At 68.4% G+C, this 14,280-nt stretch carries 19 protein-coding genes and 2 pseudogenes; 8 read left to right on the top strand and 13 right to left on the bottom strand.

The genetic code is table 11. The features are described 5' to 3' along the window. Positions 1-861 (top strand): xanthine dehydrogenase accessory protein XdhC, encoded by an 861-nt coding sequence (xdhC, locus tag AC3AGO_RS00460; protein ID WP_487818041.1) that lies wholly within the window; start codon positions 1-3, stop codon positions 859-861. A gap of 424 nt (positions 862-1,285) precedes the next feature. Next, the gene (locus tag AC3AGO_RS00455) at positions 1,286-1,738 is read left to right on the top strand and encodes a nucleoside deaminase (RefSeq protein WP_487824496.1); all 453 of its coding nucleotides are present in this window, start codon (positions 1,286-1,288) and stop codon (positions 1,736-1,738) included. Positions 1,739-1,976: 238 nt separating this feature from the next. Here the strand turns inward: AC3AGO_RS00455 and AC3AGO_RS00450 are convergent. Both AC3AGO_RS00450 and AC3AGO_RS00445 read right to left on the bottom strand, forming a co-directional pair. Next, a pseudogene (locus AC3AGO_RS00450) lies at positions 1,977-2,441 on the bottom strand (YdeI/OmpD-associated family protein); the annotation flags it as partial. A gap of 74 nt (positions 2,442-2,515) precedes the next feature. After that, positions 2,516-3,109 carry a dihydrofolate reductase family protein gene (locus AC3AGO_RS00445; protein WP_487818040.1) on the bottom strand — a complete coding sequence of 198 codons (594 nt, stop codon included), beginning with the start codon at positions 3,107-3,109 and terminating at the stop codon, positions 2,516-2,518. Between the two features lie 642 nt (positions 3,110-3,751). Between AC3AGO_RS00445 and AC3AGO_RS00440 the strand changes: the two genes are divergently transcribed. Then, positions 3,752-4,552 carry a GAF and ANTAR domain-containing protein gene (locus AC3AGO_RS00440; protein WP_487818039.1) on the top strand — a complete coding sequence of 267 codons (801 nt, stop codon included), beginning with the start codon at positions 3,752-3,754 and terminating at the stop codon, positions 4,550-4,552. A gap of 12 nt (positions 4,553-4,564) precedes the next feature. Here AC3AGO_RS00440 and AC3AGO_RS00435 read toward each other — a convergent pair whose 3' ends face one another. From AC3AGO_RS00435 to AC3AGO_RS00425, 3 genes are all read right to left on the bottom strand, one after another. Next, positions 4,565-5,059, bottom strand: coding sequence for a hypothetical protein (locus tag AC3AGO_RS00435; RefSeq protein WP_487818038.1), 495 nt, complete (start codon positions 5,057-5,059; stop codon positions 4,565-4,567). 232 nt (positions 5,060-5,291) lie between these two features. Continuing rightward, on the bottom strand, positions 5,292-5,816 hold the full coding sequence (locus AC3AGO_RS00430; protein WP_487818037.1) for a hypothetical protein: 525 nt from the start codon (positions 5,814-5,816) through the stop codon (positions 5,292-5,294). Between the two features lie 317 nt (positions 5,817-6,133). After that, a complete protein-coding gene (locus tag AC3AGO_RS00425) occupies positions 6,134-6,460 on the bottom strand; it encodes a hypothetical protein (protein WP_487818036.1) in 327 nt (108 codons plus the stop codon). A gap of 197 nt (positions 6,461-6,657) precedes the next feature. On the opposite strand from AC3AGO_RS00425, the pseudogene AC3AGO_RS00420 reads away from it, so the two are divergent. Continuing rightward, positions 6,658-6,930 (top strand): annotated as a pseudogene (locus tag AC3AGO_RS00420) (HNH endonuclease family protein); the annotation flags it as partial. Between the two features lie 246 nt (positions 6,931-7,176). Continuing rightward, on the top strand, positions 7,177-7,446 hold the full coding sequence (locus AC3AGO_RS00415; protein ID WP_487818035.1) for a hypothetical protein: 270 nt from the start codon (positions 7,177-7,179) through the stop codon (positions 7,444-7,446). Between the two features lie 4 nt (positions 7,447-7,450). On the opposite strand, the gene AC3AGO_RS00410 is transcribed toward AC3AGO_RS00415, so the two are convergent. From AC3AGO_RS00410 to AC3AGO_RS00395, 4 genes are all read right to left on the bottom strand, one after another. Next, positions 7,451-7,801, bottom strand: a complete 351-nt coding sequence (locus AC3AGO_RS00410; protein WP_487818034.1) for a hypothetical protein — start codon at positions 7,799-7,801, stop codon at positions 7,451-7,453. Positions 7,802-7,999: 198 nt separating this feature from the next. Further along, on the bottom strand, positions 8,000-8,251 hold the full coding sequence (locus AC3AGO_RS00405; RefSeq protein ID WP_487818033.1) for a DUF7660 family protein: 252 nt from the start codon (positions 8,249-8,251) through the stop codon (positions 8,000-8,002). A gap of 291 nt (positions 8,252-8,542) precedes the next feature. Further along, positions 8,543-8,677, bottom strand: coding sequence for a hypothetical protein (locus AC3AGO_RS00400; RefSeq protein ID WP_487818032.1), 135 nt, complete (start codon positions 8,675-8,677; stop codon positions 8,543-8,545). 318 nt (positions 8,678-8,995) lie between these two features. Then, positions 8,996-9,640, bottom strand: a complete 645-nt coding sequence (locus AC3AGO_RS00395; RefSeq protein WP_487818031.1) for a hypothetical protein — start codon at positions 9,638-9,640, stop codon at positions 8,996-8,998. A gap of 326 nt (positions 9,641-9,966) precedes the next feature. Here AC3AGO_RS00395 and AC3AGO_RS00390 point away from each other — a divergent pair, with 326 nt between their 5' ends. Together AC3AGO_RS00390 and AC3AGO_RS00385 are read left to right on the top strand one after the other, a co-directional pair. Beyond that, positions 9,967-10,473, top strand: a complete 507-nt coding sequence (locus AC3AGO_RS00390; protein WP_487818030.1) for a hypothetical protein — start codon at positions 9,967-9,969, stop codon at positions 10,471-10,473. A 22-nt stretch (positions 10,474-10,495) separates the two neighbouring features. After that, positions 10,496-11,308: a S1 RNA-binding domain-containing protein gene (locus tag AC3AGO_RS00385; RefSeq protein WP_487818029.1), complete on the top strand. Its 813-nt coding sequence runs from the start codon at positions 10,496-10,498 to the stop codon at positions 11,306-11,308. 45 nt (positions 11,309-11,353) lie between these two features. On the opposite strand, the gene AC3AGO_RS00380 is transcribed toward AC3AGO_RS00385, so the two are convergent. The 3 genes from AC3AGO_RS00380 to AC3AGO_RS00370 all read right to left on the bottom strand — a co-directional run bounded on the left by AC3AGO_RS00380 (position 11,354) and on the right by AC3AGO_RS00370 (position 13,083). After that, positions 11,354-11,941, bottom strand: coding sequence for an SMI1/KNR4 family protein (locus tag AC3AGO_RS00380; protein WP_487818028.1), 588 nt, complete (start codon positions 11,939-11,941; stop codon positions 11,354-11,356). A 254-nt stretch (positions 11,942-12,195) separates the two neighbouring features. After that, positions 12,196-12,501: a hypothetical protein gene (locus tag AC3AGO_RS00375; RefSeq protein ID WP_487818027.1), complete on the bottom strand. Its 306-nt coding sequence runs from the start codon at positions 12,499-12,501 to the stop codon at positions 12,196-12,198. Positions 12,502-12,702: 201 nt separating this feature from the next. Then, the gene (locus AC3AGO_RS00370) at positions 12,703-13,083 is read right to left on the bottom strand and encodes a hypothetical protein (protein WP_487818026.1); all 381 of its coding nucleotides are present in this window, start codon (positions 13,081-13,083) and stop codon (positions 12,703-12,705) included. 220 nt (positions 13,084-13,303) lie between these two features. Here AC3AGO_RS00370 and AC3AGO_RS00365 point away from each other — a divergent pair, with 220 nt between their 5' ends. Further along, a complete protein-coding gene (locus tag AC3AGO_RS00365; protein ID WP_487818025.1) occupies positions 13,304-13,750 on the top strand; it encodes a hypothetical protein in 447 nt (148 codons plus the stop codon). A 213-nt stretch (positions 13,751-13,963) separates the two neighbouring features. Here AC3AGO_RS00365 and AC3AGO_RS00360 read toward each other — a convergent pair whose 3' ends face one another. Beyond that, positions 13,964-14,149: a hypothetical protein gene (locus AC3AGO_RS00360; protein ID WP_487818024.1), complete on the bottom strand. Its 186-nt coding sequence runs from the start codon at positions 14,147-14,149 to the stop codon at positions 13,964-13,966. Positions 14,150-14,280 lie beyond the last annotated feature (131 nt).

The raw sequence follows: 14,280 nt of genomic DNA, 5'->3' as shown, positions 1-14,280 counted from the left end.
ATGACCTGGATGGCCGCGGTCGCGCGGTTGCGAGCACACCGGGAACCCGGCGTGCTCGTGACCGTCGCGACCGTGCGCGGCCACGCGCCCCGCCGGGCCGGGGCCAAACTCGTCGTGGGACAGACCGAGGCCTGGGGTTCGATCGGCGGCGGCAACATCGAGGCCGTGGCGATCGACCGGGCCCGCGAACTGATCGGCGAGCACCGACCGGAGCCGGAGCTGATGGACTTCGCCCTCAACGACAAGGTCACCAACCGGCACGGTGTGCAGTGCTGCGGCGGAGCCGTCACCGTACTGCTCGAACCGCTGCCGGTGGTCCCGGCGGTGGCCGTCTTCGGCGTCGGGCACGTCGGGCTGGAGCTGGCACGCATCCTCGCCCGCCACAACCTCGATCTGCACCTGACCGACACCCGCGCCGACATGCTCACCGACGAACGCCTCGACGTACTCGCGGACGCGGTGGCGCAGGTCCACGTGCACCACATACCGCTGCTCCCGGAAGAGGTACTCGCGGAACTGGCGCCCGGCACCCATGTCCTGATCATGACTCATGACCACGCCGAGGACGCCGCGTTGGCCGACGCGGCCTTGCGCACCACCCATCTCGGCTCGATCGGACTGATCGGCTCGGCCGCCAAATGGACGCGCTTCCGGCACCGCCTGGCCACCGAGGGCGGCCACGACGACGCCACCATCGACCGGATCAAGACCCCGATCGGCATGCCCGAGATCACCGGCAAGGAACCCGCCACGATCGCGGTGAGCGTCGCGGCAGACCTGCTCCACACCATCGAACAGGACCACATGCGAGCGGCGCCGACAGCGGACACCGCAGCCCACGCACTGCCCGGCGGCCGATAATGCGCGAGGCCGCACAGACCGGCCGGGCCGCACAGGCCGGCCGGGCCGGTCGCGTACCGGCACGTGCCGGAAGGCACGGGAAGGCGCGGCCCGGCGCACGCGCGCACTCGCGCGGGCCTTCCCGCCATCCCGGACCACGGCCCAGTGCAGGTGCAATCGCCCAACACCCCAGCGCACTTGGGGTTGTAGAAGTCTACGAATCACGGGCTCTGCCCAGCGCGGTTTTCATGCCTTCCTTGCCTGGCCGCCCCCAGCCGGTGAGCGATGTACTGCCTTACACAAGCCGCCGAGCTCCGGCCGCCCCTGCACCACGTCCGTACCACCGGAACACGTCGCCGGCGCACGACCGCAGCTCACCACCCACCACCAAGGAGCGACCGTGACCACGCACGCCTACGACACCAGCCTCCAGGAGCGCACCTGGATGGAGCAGGCGGTCGGCCTGGCCACCGACAGCGTCATGACCGGCGGAGGCCCGTTCGGCGCCCTCATCGCCAAGGACGGCGAGATCATCGCCACCGCGAACAACCAGGTCACCTCAACCTTCGACCCGACCGCGCACGCCGAGGTGAACGCGATACGCGCCGCCTGCAGGAAGTTGGACACCTTCTCCCTCGAAGGCTGCGTCCTGATCACCTCCTGCGAGCCGTGCCCGATGTGCCTGTCCGCCTCCCTGTGGTCGCGCGTCGACCGGATCATCTTCTCCGCCGACCGCCACGACGCCGCGATCGGCGGATTCGACGACCGCAAGTTCTACGACCTCTTCGAGAAGAAGCCCCAGGAGAAGTGGCCGATGACGGTCGAGCACCTCGATCTGCCCAACCGCACGGCCCCGTTCGACGCCTGGATCGCCAAGTCCGACCGCATCGACTACTGACCCGGCACACCGCACAAGGAGCTCTCGCGGCGATGACCTCGCCGGGTTCCCGAGCCACATGTGCATGGCCTTCACCTCCCTTCAGGGCGCCGGCCTGCGCGGCAACCCACCACCGTGGTCGCCGACGTACGTGTGGCTCCGGGCCAGACCGCGCCACGGCTTCCGGCGGGGGAGTGGGAGCGGCCCGGGACCGGCGTGCGCCGTCAGGCGACGGCGTCCGCCGCGTCCCCGCCCGTCGGCGAGAGGCGGGGAGTTGGTCGAACGCGGCCTGCGCTGTGGGTGATTCGGCCAGGGCCCGCCGCAGGTCGTCGGGGACTTCCGCGGTACCGGGCGGGTCGTAGGCGGCGGCCCAGCGACCGTCGGCCTTGGCGCGCTCGACCTGTTCGAGCCCGGCAGGCCGCATCCGCCCGGTGCGGATCAGCTCCTCCACCCGCTCGCAGTTGATCCTCGACCACATGCTGCGCGGCCTGCGCGGAGTGAACCGCTGCGCCCACCAGCCCTCCGGCATGCTCGCCGCGGCGGCAGCCTTGCCGTCGATCCAGCCGAAGCACAAGGCGATGTCCAGCGCCTCGGACCGGGTGAGGGACGCCGCCCGGGTGCCCTTCTTCGGCAGGAACAGCCAGATCTCATCGGCGTCCCGGTGGTGTTTCTCCAGCCAGGCGGTGAACGCGTCGGCTGTGGCGAAGACCTGAGGCTCTGTCATCACTCACTCCACTCCTCCGGGACCCGCCACCCGGCTCCTCGTGGCGAGGGCCCGGCAGCAGACGCGGTGCCTGTCTACTGTGCGGCGGCCGGCCGGTAGGTGCACACGTGCACACCCTTGTCGCTGGTGACGTTCGAGACGAGCGCGAATGTGTGCTGAGTGCCGTCCTCGGGGAAGATCGTCTTGCCGCCGCCGAGGATCACGGGCTCGATCAGGAGCCGGAGTTCGTCGAGCAGGCCCTCGTGCAGCAGGGCGGCCACGAGGGTGGGGCTGCCCATCACCAGCAGGTCGCCGCCGTCCTGGGCGCGCAGCTGCCGGATGCGGGGAACGGCTTCGGCGCCGGGGATACGGCTGGTGTTGTCCCACGAGAGCTTGTCGTCGCCGAGGGCGGCGGTCACGACGTACTTGGTGATGCTGTTCATCCGGTCGGCGAAGGGATCGCCGGTCCGCCCGGGCCATGCGGCGGCCATCGCCTGCCAGGTGCGACGGCCGAACAGCAGCGCGTCGGCGTGGGAGAGCGCGTCGTCGAACGCGTCGCCCAGCGCCTCGTCGAAGAACGGCTGCGACCAGCCGCCGTGTTCGAAGCCGCCGTCGGTGTCCTCCCCAGGGCCGCCGGGAGCCTGCACGACACCGTCCAGGCTCATGAACTCGATTGCCACGATGCGCATGAACGGGCTCCTCTCGTCGGTACCGGACCCGCGGTGGGGGAGACCGCCCCATCGCGCGGAACGCGGTATGCCGCCCCTGCCTCGTCGAGGGCGCTGAGCCGGGGGCGGCCTGACACCCTGCCACCACTGTCCGAGCACGCTATCCGCTGCCACTGACAACGGCAGCAGAACCCGACCGCCGACGCCGTGACGCGGCACGTACGCGACACATGAGACACACGCGCCGAACTGGCGCCCCCGGATGGATCCATGAGGCCACGTCAGAAGGCCGCAGCACCCGGAGTCCGGAGCGTCAACAGGCCCCGGAGGCCGGGGCTCACCAGGTCGCCCGCCGAACTCGGGCGGTCCGCGCTCACCCGAGGGGAGGGCTTCACCGAACGAATACAGTCGGAACCCAACGTGATCATTCCCACGCCCTGTGTGAATAACTGCAGCTCAGCGGGCGCGTTCCAGATGTCGGACAGGGCGGGGGCTCCTTTTCAGCCGTAGCGCCACATGTGGGGCTGACCCACTCCGTTCCGGCGTCGTAGGGTCAACGCCGAGATCGAGCCCGGATATGGGCGTCGGGCGTACGTTCCGGTGAGGGCTGCCGGGTCGGGGAGGACACGGCAGCCACCGGCATCAAACGGAACGGAAGGAATCATGAACACGCGGCAGGGGCGGGGTCACAGCGTGGAGGCCGGAACAGGCAAAGGCGAGGACGGCAGAGAGGACGACACATGGGCGTCGGCCTCCGAGCTGCTGGAACTGGCCGACGCCTGGGGGAGGGAGAGCAGCCCCCAGCGAGTGGAGAGACTGGCCGAGAGCGCCCGCGACCGCCTGGCGAGCCGCGGGCACACCGTCGAGACAGCCGTGCTGGTGTGGCACGCGCAGCAGGACGGCGGGCGGAGAACCGAGGGGCACAGCGGAGCACTGGCCGCGCGGCTGCAAGGCGTGGAGATCGACCGTGGCGAGGGGCCGACGCTCGACACCCTGCACACCGGTACCGCCCTCAACGAGACGTTCGTGGACGGGACGTCCACTCGCTGGCCCCGCTTCGCCGAGGAGGCGGCCTGCGCGGGAGTCTGCCAGGTCGCGAGCCTGCCCCTGCATCATCGGGGGCGGACGCTGGGCGCGCTGGTCATGTACCTCCTGGACGAGAGGCCGCTGTTCCGCGGCGATCACATCGCGGCCCGGAACCTGGTCGACGCGTGCGCCGTGGGTCTCGCTGCCCAGGATCTCCTGCGCCGTAACGGGCAGTTGCAGCACGCGCTCGACTCCCGGGTGGTGGTCGAACAGGCCAAAGGCATCCTCTCCGAACGCCGGCAGTGCTCACCAGAGGAAGCATTCGGCCTGCTGCGCTCCCACGCACGCTCCCACCGCCGGCCCTTGCAGACCGTGGCCCGCGAAGTGGTGGACGGCACCCCCGAAGAGCCCCTGTCAGGACCCACATCGGCAGCCTGAAAAGCCTCCTGCTCAGCAGCCCGGATCCGTGTTGCACAGCAGGCAGCCGTCCCAGTGGGGGAGGGAGTTGAGGAGCCGGTGGCGTACGCAGCAGGCGGCCAGGGCCTCGTGCGGTTCGGGGAACTCCTCTCCTCCCGGACCTGGGGTGAAGTTCTCCACCATCTCCTTGAACTGGCGCAGGTAGCGGGAGGCGTATGGCGGCTCGTAGCCCAGTTCGTCCCAGCGGTGCCGGCGCAGGGCGAGGTCCACCACGTCCAGAACAAAGCCTTTCGCCCGCTCCTGCTCGGCCCGGGTGGTGCCCCAGTCGATGTCGTCCAGGTCGAAGCCGACGGTGCCGCGCCCCATGAACGCCTGGTCCTGGAAGGCGAGTAGCGCGGCGAAGCGGAAGTCCCACGGTTCCCGGGCCAGTTCGGAGGCCGCCAGCATCAGTACGGCGACGAACACATCGGTGCCACCGTTGGACAGGCCGAGAGAACGCCCCCCGCCGCCGTGAAACACGTTCCCCACGGCTCAACCTCCTTACGAGAAACCGTAGTCAACGGCATCCACACGCTCACGGTGTGCCGGCATCCCGCGGGCGCCCGCGTGGACGGAGTCCACTTGCTGCGTGCAGACGGGTGGGCACGGTCCCCTGCTCCTCGACGGGGCGAAGCCACATCAGGAGCCCCTCCGTCATCCGTTGCCGCGGTGCCAGTGGGCTGAATCCTTTCGCTCGTGACCGTGCCTGCTCCGGTACGTCTCAGTCTCCGAAGAGTGGCTCGTAGGGGTGGCCCTCCGGCGTGAAGATGAGAACGAAGTTCTCACCCACCCGGACAGCTACCTCCCGCAAGCGGGCCAGGACTTCCGCTTGGCCCGGAAGGTCGAGGCCAAGGGCCGCGGCGGCGCGGTCTCTTCGGGCACCGAGGTCCGGCATGTCCTGCAGATACTCGGCCGCAAGCTCGCGGCCTTCTTCCTCCGTGAACGCGTGGCAATCGCGCCACCACGGGGCGACCAGCAGCAGCCGCAGGAGCTCGGGCAGGCCGATCGCAACCAGCGATGCGCCGCCTTCGGAGTCGGCGTAGAGGATGGGGCGTTCCTCGCCGCCTTCGCCGCAGAAGAAGTACGTGCCTCCGGCGTTGTCGCCGGCGAATCCCTCGAGCGCGGCGCCGGAGGCGAGGTGGACCTCCTCGACATGGTCGTCACGGTCCAGGTCGAAGTCTCCCGGCCAAGCGAGAAAACGGGCGGCTTCGTCCTGCTCGCGGACGGCAGCGATCAACGATTCCATGAGCCGCAGCCTACGACTCACTGCCTGGCAAGAGTCAGTTCCGGGGCGGGCCCCGACCGCTGCCGGCGCCCCGCCCGGCAGCCTCAGAGAAGCCAGCTGATATGAACTGCACCTTCACGGGTGTTCGCACGGCCGCCCGCAGCGCTCGTTAGCGTCGCAACCCCACCGGTCACCGTGAGGTTGCCGGGGAGCGCATGCGCAGACATACGAAAGGCCCCGACAGTCCGAGGGCCATGTGTCGGGGGCCAGACGCGCGATAGACAGTGTGGCTGCACACCGCGCTGCGGGAACTCTATCCACCCATCGCCGGTGCCAGTTCAGTGCCAGGTCACGTCCCAGCCGCGGGAGGGGTCGAGACGGCCCCCGCGGGCGTTGGCGAAGAACCTGGCGGCGACGGACGACTTGTAGCAGCAGTTGCGGTAGGCGTACAGCCAGTGCCCCGCCAGCCACAGCAGCGGCCCGAGAACGAGCACCGGCACCGAGATGAGTAGACCGCCCAGCTGATCAAAGTGGGTCAGGGAAGAGAAGGTGGTGACCAGCCCCACCAACATGGCGAGCCACCCGGTGACACGCAGGGCTATCGACCCCAGAACCCAGACCGCAACGGCCAGCAGCACGGCCCCCAGCACCCAGACACCAACCACGCTTCCCCCTCCACTTGTTGCCCTTCGCCGGCGCGCGAAGCCGTCGAAACCCGAGCGCCCGAAAGATCCACTCAATCACAGCAGCAGACGCCACCACACCCAACTTCCCTCACTGCAGGGCCGGTTCGACTCGGCGCTGCGCACGAGAGGAAGCCCGTGTCCGGGGCAGCAGGCGCCACGCTGCTGCACCGGCCGCAATCTGCCGCCAGTCGAGTGACGCGGCTCGTGTTGCGCGGAAGTCCAGCCAGCGCAACGCCCGTTCACTCGACATCGACCACGTGGTTCCCCTGGCCGAGGCGTGGGACAGCGGGGCGTCGAAGTGGGACGCCGACAAGCGTGAGCGGTACGCGAACGACCTCGGTGCGAAGCGCAGCCTCGCGGCCGTCTCAGCGAAGGAGAACCGCAGCAAGGCTGACATAGACCCATCGCAATGGTGGATCCCCAGCGCCAAGCAGGCCTTGGCCCATGTCGCCTGATGGTGCAGGCGCTGGTTGTCGTCCGCAGTCGGCGGGATGACCAGCGTCTGCGCCAGCGCCGGTAGCTGGTCGCTGTCGCACCGCCAGGGCCTGGGGCTGGCCACGATCGACCAGAGGGAGGCGCCACTGCATTCCTGCGGGTGGAGAAGCCCCCGACTGGTTCCGCAGCCCCATCTGGCCAGAGGATGCTGGACACTTGAGGCCCGCGTTGGCGACTGCTCGATCACGATTGCGAGGGACATGACCACCTCACCCGCGTCCGGGGCACCGCTGGCGCCGGCGATCCGGACCTGCACACGAGTTGAGCGGCACGTCACTGCACGCGGAGCGAGCCGGGAGGAACTCGACGCCCTCGGCATGCCCCACTACGCCTTGATGCCGGTCACGGTCTACAGGAGCGTTCAATACGGCGAGGACGACACCGTTCTCGCCGTCACCACAACTGCCGTGCCCGGCAACCACGAGAGCCCGGCCGGCTGGAATATCGCTACCGGCCCCGACGCAGACTGAAGCGTTACTCACGCGCAGCTGACAGGGCGTATCCCGTCTCCTCATTCCAGGAAAAGTCCGCATCGTCCACGTGCACGTGCCACGCGGCGTCCGGCAGGGCGCGGCGCAGCGCGGTCACCGAGACCAAGAGGTGGCTGAGTGCCGGCATTTGGCGCCCCTCGTCCGAGGGCAGCTTGCTCGAGCCGTTCAGGATGGTCTCAGGGTCGCGCCCACCGCCCGCGTAGAGGTACAGGCCCTCCTCGTCGTCGTACGGGAAGGTGGCTGCTCGGGCAGCGACGATGCGTTCCACCGCAGCGGCTTCCTCATCACTCAGCGGCCGTTGGCGCTCGGCCCGGTAATACAGCGACACACTCATGACCATGAGCCTACGCGGGCCGGCTGACCCCGGCGGCCTCGCCGCACGCCCGACCCGGGCCCGCGGCCGGGACGCCTCTCCGCAGCGGACGGGGGCGTCACGCCCGCGCCGCTGATGCTCGCACTGCGGAATCCCGCAAGCGGTGCCGTGCCAGGCGCCCTGGCCACCGTCCACGCCGGAGACCCACTGGGGCGACTGTCATTCGTAGACGGTCGCCGCCTGCAAGGCCCGGGCGAGAAACGCCCAATCCCCTGTCGCAGGCAGCTCCTTACCGGAGTTCCTGTACCAGCCCTCGGCGTCATCCATCCATGCGGCGAGCCGGTCCAGGAACGTGTCCAGGGTCTGGTTCTCCCACTCGTGGCCATGGTGGAGATACTCCTGGTGAAGCGCGCGGACGAACGCCACCAGATCCTCGCGGCTGCGGACCTCATCGGCGGGTGCAAGGGGCATGACGGCAACCTACCGCCCCCGTCTCAGGAGCCCCAGGGAGCCCAGCCCGGGGGTACCCTGGAGGACGAAGACCCTGGAGCTGTCCCTGGTAGTCCTCGCAGGAGGGCAGGCCACACAGCCAGGGTTCGTGATCGTGAGAAGGCCGCCCGGCACACGCCGGGCGGCCTTCGTTCGATCTGGCGGCACTGTCTCTGCGGAACGCAGCGACAGCCGGGGGCATCGCTGGAGATGGTCCCGATGCGGGCATTGCACCGGGCCTCTCGTGGTGCGGAAACTGTTGTATGCGGGGCTTTACGAGGCGAGGGTCACGGACAGAGCGACGCCCGACGCAATCAGCACGACGGCGATGACGACCGCGGCGTAGGGGTGTGCGTGCCAGGCCGGCACCACGTGGGGATGGTCGCGACGGAGGCTCTTGATCTCCACCCCGGCCGGTAGATCATCCGCACACCCCCGGACTTCAACGCCTGATGCGCCCGCTCCAGCTCCGTGGCCGGCCAGATGGTGCCGCTGGTGCCCCGCAGCAGGCAACGGCTGTGCTCATCGAGCACGGCCAGGTAGCTGATGGAGCGACTGGAGTTCCATGGGGAGCCGGTGCTCGCGCTGATCTGTGGGGTGTAGAGAACCGACGCGACCTGCCCCAGCGGCACAGACCGCGTGCGGCCCAGTGCACCGCGGTAGGCGACCGCGCTGCTGGGCCTCGCCGCGCCATGCTAGAAGCCGCCGGACGCGGCCTACTTGTGCCTACTTGGGGCTGGCTGCCGCGAGGGCCGCCGCCCCGACAAAGGCCAGTACGAAGACGAGACCGGCCACGACGTAGGGGTGCGCCCGCCAGGGAGGCATCACCTGGGGGTAGTCGTGCCGGAGGTTCGTCGCCCGTGTCCTCGCCGGGTAGGTGACCTCCGCGCCCGGGGACCCCAGAGCCCGGTGTGCTCGCGCGAGTTCCGCGGCCGGCCAGAGGTTGCCGCTGGTGACCCGCAGGAGAAGACGGCCGCGTTCATCTAGCAGCGCCAGATAGCTGCAGTAGTGCTCGCCGGTCTGAGGGTTGCTGCCCATGCGGACGTGTGGAGCGTAGAGAACCGCCGCGACCTGATCCAGGGGCACAGACCGCGTCCGGCCCAGAACCCCGCGGTACCTCACCTGCGAACTGGTGACGTCCATGCGCAGGATGCGGCCCAGCCATACCTGGACAGCGAGGACGACAGCCGCCACTCCCGACAGAGCGAACGGCCCCCAGGCGATGCCTCCTTGGGCAACCAGCCGCCACACAGCGAGCGTCAGGAACACCGCACAGACAATGCCCACCACCACGACCTGCGCCCGGGACGGCCTGTTCGACCGGATCGTGCAGGCCAACTGCTCGTACTCATGAGTCCCCGCGATCTCCATCGGCTACAGCATGGCAGCAGCGTGCAGGTGACGACCCCGATGGGGTGGAGGGGACATCGGTGCGCCTGAGCCACGCAGGAGGCAGCGCCCCGGCTGGGGCCTCCCGCCCGAACTGGCCTACGCTCGGCGCGAGAAAGGAGCGCACACGGTGCGCTCGCGTGGGATGGGCATGGACGACGGACCGGTGGGTGGGCAGGGGTATGAGCGGGTCGGCGAAGCTGCGACGGCGCAGGGCGAGCGCGAGTTCACTTCCCGTCCCGCCTCGGACTCCGCGCGGTGGCGGCACGGCGGCAAGGCCGCGGCGGTCAGCGGGAGACTGGCTGATCGTGCCGGGGCTGTTCGCGGGTCTCCTCGCGTTCGTGGTCATGGTGATCGTGGTGGGCGAGTCCGGGTGGGGCGGTATGGCCCCGCACTGGCCGGGCAGTGGGTACGGATTCGCGGTAACGGTCGGGCTGTTGCTGCCGCTCTCGATGACTGCCGCCGTGATCGCGCTGATGAAGGCCGGAGCATGCTGGAAGACGGCTCGGGCTCGCGCACTGGTGTGGACAACGGGGACCGCAGCCGGCGCCGCAGGGACCTTGGTGGCGTGCATGCTCGCGCTGGGGGCGCTGCCGTCGAAGAACCGTCACACGGGACGATCGATGGGAGTCGGCGAGAGCGGGTGGGTCAATGAACAGTGGCCCGGCGTCTGGGCCGTGGGAGTGGGCACCACTGTTGTGTGCGCTGCCGTCATCATCGGGGTCGCCGTGCAGTTCAGTCGGAAGCAACCTCAGCCGGAGTGCTATGCGGACTCGGCCTCCTCTTCCCGCGCCCACGAGGCCGATGCGCCGTGACGCGCCGACTAGGCTCACCTCCATGCCCGAGTCAGCCCCCGACCCTCGTATGCAGTTCTTGATCAACCAGCTCCGGCCGGGGGCCGTGCGAACGGTGAAGGTCGCCGGGTTCGACGGAGCGGACGTCCTGGGGAAGCTCGTGGATGCCGCAGGGGAGAAAGCCGAGATCGCTCGGATCCCTCGACATGAGGCGTCGATGCGTCGGATGGGACATCCGTCCGAGTTGTTCGAGGTCGGCCAGGAGATCAATGCCGAAGAGATGTGCAGGCACGAAGGTCAGCTTCACCTCTCCGCCAGGGCGTGCGAGATTCCGGCCTTGCGGTCTTTTCTCCTCGCGTTTGAACGAGGACAGGTCGTGGCTGGGACAGTCTCCGCGGTTCACAACTTCGGGGTCTTTGTGCACGTCGATGGCGAACCGGACGGCCTGTGCACCGGCTTCATCCGGGTGCCGGACCTGACGTGGGGCTGGATCGACTACCCCTCCGAGGCAGTTGAAGCCGGCCAGCGGATCACCGCTGAGGTGATCATCGCCGAGACGCGCTCCGGACAGGTCACGCTCTCGTTGAAGGCTCTTCAGGCCGATCCGCTCATTCGGTTTGCGGATCAGGTCGGCCGGATCCTCACCGGGACAATCGCCAAGATCATTCCTTTTGGCGTATTCGTGGAGCTTGCTCCCGACGTTGTGGGGTTCCTTCACCTCTCAGAGCTCACTGACGAGCCGGTCGAGACCCCGGATCAACTTGTCGAGGAAGGCGAGCTGATCCGGGTGAAGGTCGCCGAGGTTGACCTCCAGCGTCACAAGATGCGGCTGGGGGCCACTGGCGGGAGCGGATAGAACGTCATTTGAGAGCCGGCGCACGCTCGTTGAGCGATACCGGTGTCACACCGTTGTTTCGGGGTTCGCCAGCCACCGCATATACCAGTCGTGGAAGTCCGGCCCGGGACTCAGCCCCTGGTCGCAGGCAAGGTCGTCCGACCAGACCTGGCCGCGGGCTTCGCCGGTGACGACGAGGCGGAAATAGGAGCCGCAGCCGATCTCGGCGATCACGAGGGAGCCGGTAAACCAACAAGGGTCGAAGAACTCGTCCTCAGCAGCGTGTTGCGGGCAGAGCGCTACGTCGGGCCAGGGCTGGAAGCGATCGGTGTGCGGGAACGGAGCGGCCAGCAGGTCTGCCCAGCGTTCGCCAAGGTCGGCCTGCTGACGTACCCATAGGTCGCTGCCGTACAGGAACAGCCCGTAGCAGGGCCCGCCACCGCCGCTGCCCACCGTGGTGATGAAGGCGCGGTAGGAAGCCGGAAGGCTGATGCCATGCTCGTGCTCGAATTGCCGTACGAGAGCTTCCTCGACTGGTGGGCCAAGAAGGTAGCGGTGGCGATCCGCACCGAATCGCCGATACCGGGGGTCTGCCTCGGCCAGCGCCTGAAGCCGACCGCGCACCGTCTCCGCATTCCACACAGCGCCGATCATGACACGAGACCGTCGTGAGGTCGTCACGTCGGTTCATCACCGTCCCGCAAACCGGGCCCTTCCCGCCATGTCACGGTGGCTGCGCGGGTGTTCGAGCACCTCGAGGCTCTCTGCTCGCCGACGTTTCCCGGGAGCCCGTCAGCCGGAAGTCAACCGGACGCCCCCGCAGAGCGGAGCGCGCGTCCGAGATCCCCGACGAGGATTCGGGGGTGGCGTCGCCACCACCATCGGTCGTGAGTGTCGAACCGGCCGAATCAGTGGAAGTCCTCCAGGGCGAAGCCGTCGTCGAAGACGGTGGCGGCCCGAAACCGGTTATCGAGCACCTTGATCCGCGGGGTCCACAGTGCCACCGTCCGTTCGCTGAGCAGCGGCCACGCCGCGTGCAACCAGTCACGACAGTTGAGGTCGAAGAGGTATTCGTCGACGTCGTCGCGGTAGCCGTCCTCGACTTCATCCACGAGCTGGGTCCAGCACGCAGCCACCTGGCCGACGGCGGATGCCTGGCGCCAGCCGCGCGGCTGTATCCATTCACCCGCCTCCGACCCGTTCTGGATCTCCATAGACCCAGATCCTGACACGCCACCGTCACGAAGCTCACGCCCGATCAGGGACACGGAGCTTCCACCTCTTGCGTCCGCGTACTCCTGTCATCTTGGCTTTCCGTTTTGGTGTCTGCGCCTGTGTACGTCGTAGCCGAGTCGGGGCGACAGCGTGTGTGTTGTCGCAGCGCTCTGGGGGGTCGGGTTTCCGTGGGTGCGGAGCTATGCCGGCTCTTCGTACAGGTCGATCTCGTAGGGGCCGCGGTCGCGTAGGGGTGCGAGATGCTCCTCCATGATGCTGGACCACTCGTCGAGGTCCGTATCGGTGTCGTGGAAGAACCAGGAGCCGAAGTGTCCCAGGGACGTCAGGTCTGGTTCGGGCTCGTAGCGCAGTTCGCAGTGGACCTGCCTGTAGTGGTCGTGGTCGGCGGTGGTGGCGAACTGCCGCGTGAGGTCGAGGGTGAACATCGGTCGTCCGCTGAAGGCGTACGTGCCGTATTGGAAGAGCAGGCCGTCGGCGTCGGGGGTGGGCGGTGTGTGAAAGCGTCTGCGTCCGAAGCGCAGGAAGGCGAGCCATGCATGACGAGTGGTCCACTCGGTCATCGAGGCTTGGCCGGCCGCGAGTTCGGCCCGCAGGAAGTCGAGGGCTTATTCCAGTGGTGGTGTGTCGGGCACGTCGGCTCCCCGCGTCGCGTGAATCGGCCCCTGACCTTATGCCGTTCCTGAGCTGCTCAGCCCTGGCCCGGGAGTCAGGAGCCCGACGCCGTCGCGGATGGCTTCTCGGGCTTCATAGCCTGGTGAGGTTCGGAGTGAGGGAGTCGGCATGTCCGAGGTGGTAGTCCAGCATCCGTGGCTGGGGGAGTTGCGGCGCTATGGCGAGCATCAGCTGGTGGGGGAAATCCGGATCGATCCCGCGATGCGTTCGGCCAGAAGGAACGGCGGGACCGGTGCCGAGGTGCTGATCACCGTCGATCCGACGCTCAGCGGCTCCGCCCTCGATGCTGTCCTGGCCACAGCCGTGCGACGAATCCAGGCTGCCCTCACGGGGCTTCCCGCAGTCAAAGCCTTCGCCCTGGCGCACGCTCCCGAGGACCGGCGGCGCGGCTGTGCGGCGGTCGAGGCGAAGCCGCCGGCGGAGCGGCTGTTCCTTGAGGGTTTCGAGGTGACCTCAGCCGCAGGGATGGACATCACTTTCGACTTCGGCGATCTGGATCTACTCGTCGTCCGAGTCGACGCTCAGGGCTGCGGGCAGACGGTGTTCTTTGCCTGACTCCTCACGGCGCCCAGGTGCGATCATCAACCGGTGACGGCTTGCTGGGAGCCCCGGGATCCTGGCCGCTCTCGGCGGCAACCAAAGCTGAGCGCCGACTGGTTGAGGCGGTCCGACGACCGGTATCGCGAATGCCGGCACGCGCTCCCCTGCGGGGCGCGCCGCAGGTACCGATGGCGCCGGTGAGCTTGAGTTTTAACCGCAGGTCGGTTGCTAGTCCCAGCGGAACCAGGCCGCATCGCCGTCGATGTGCAGGAGGAAGCCGGACACCGGACCTGATGGCGACACCAACGTCAACTCCTTGGCGATGCGGTCGTAAACCGCGTCGAAGCGCTCGAAGTCTTCCGCCTCAAGGATGGCCAGAGCCTCGTCGAACCACGGTTTCACCTGGACGAACACGGGCTCGGGGACGAACCGGCCCCGCAGCTAGGGGAAGTCGCTCTCTTCCACAATGATCGTGCCTATCAGCGCATCCTGGCGCATCACACGCCAAGTGGCGCTCTCCTGGGGCATTCTGGGGACACGGCTCC

This window comes from Streptomyces sp. BL1 (genome assembly GCF_057628045.1).
This window is presented reverse-complemented; position numbering and strand designations above follow the sequence as displayed.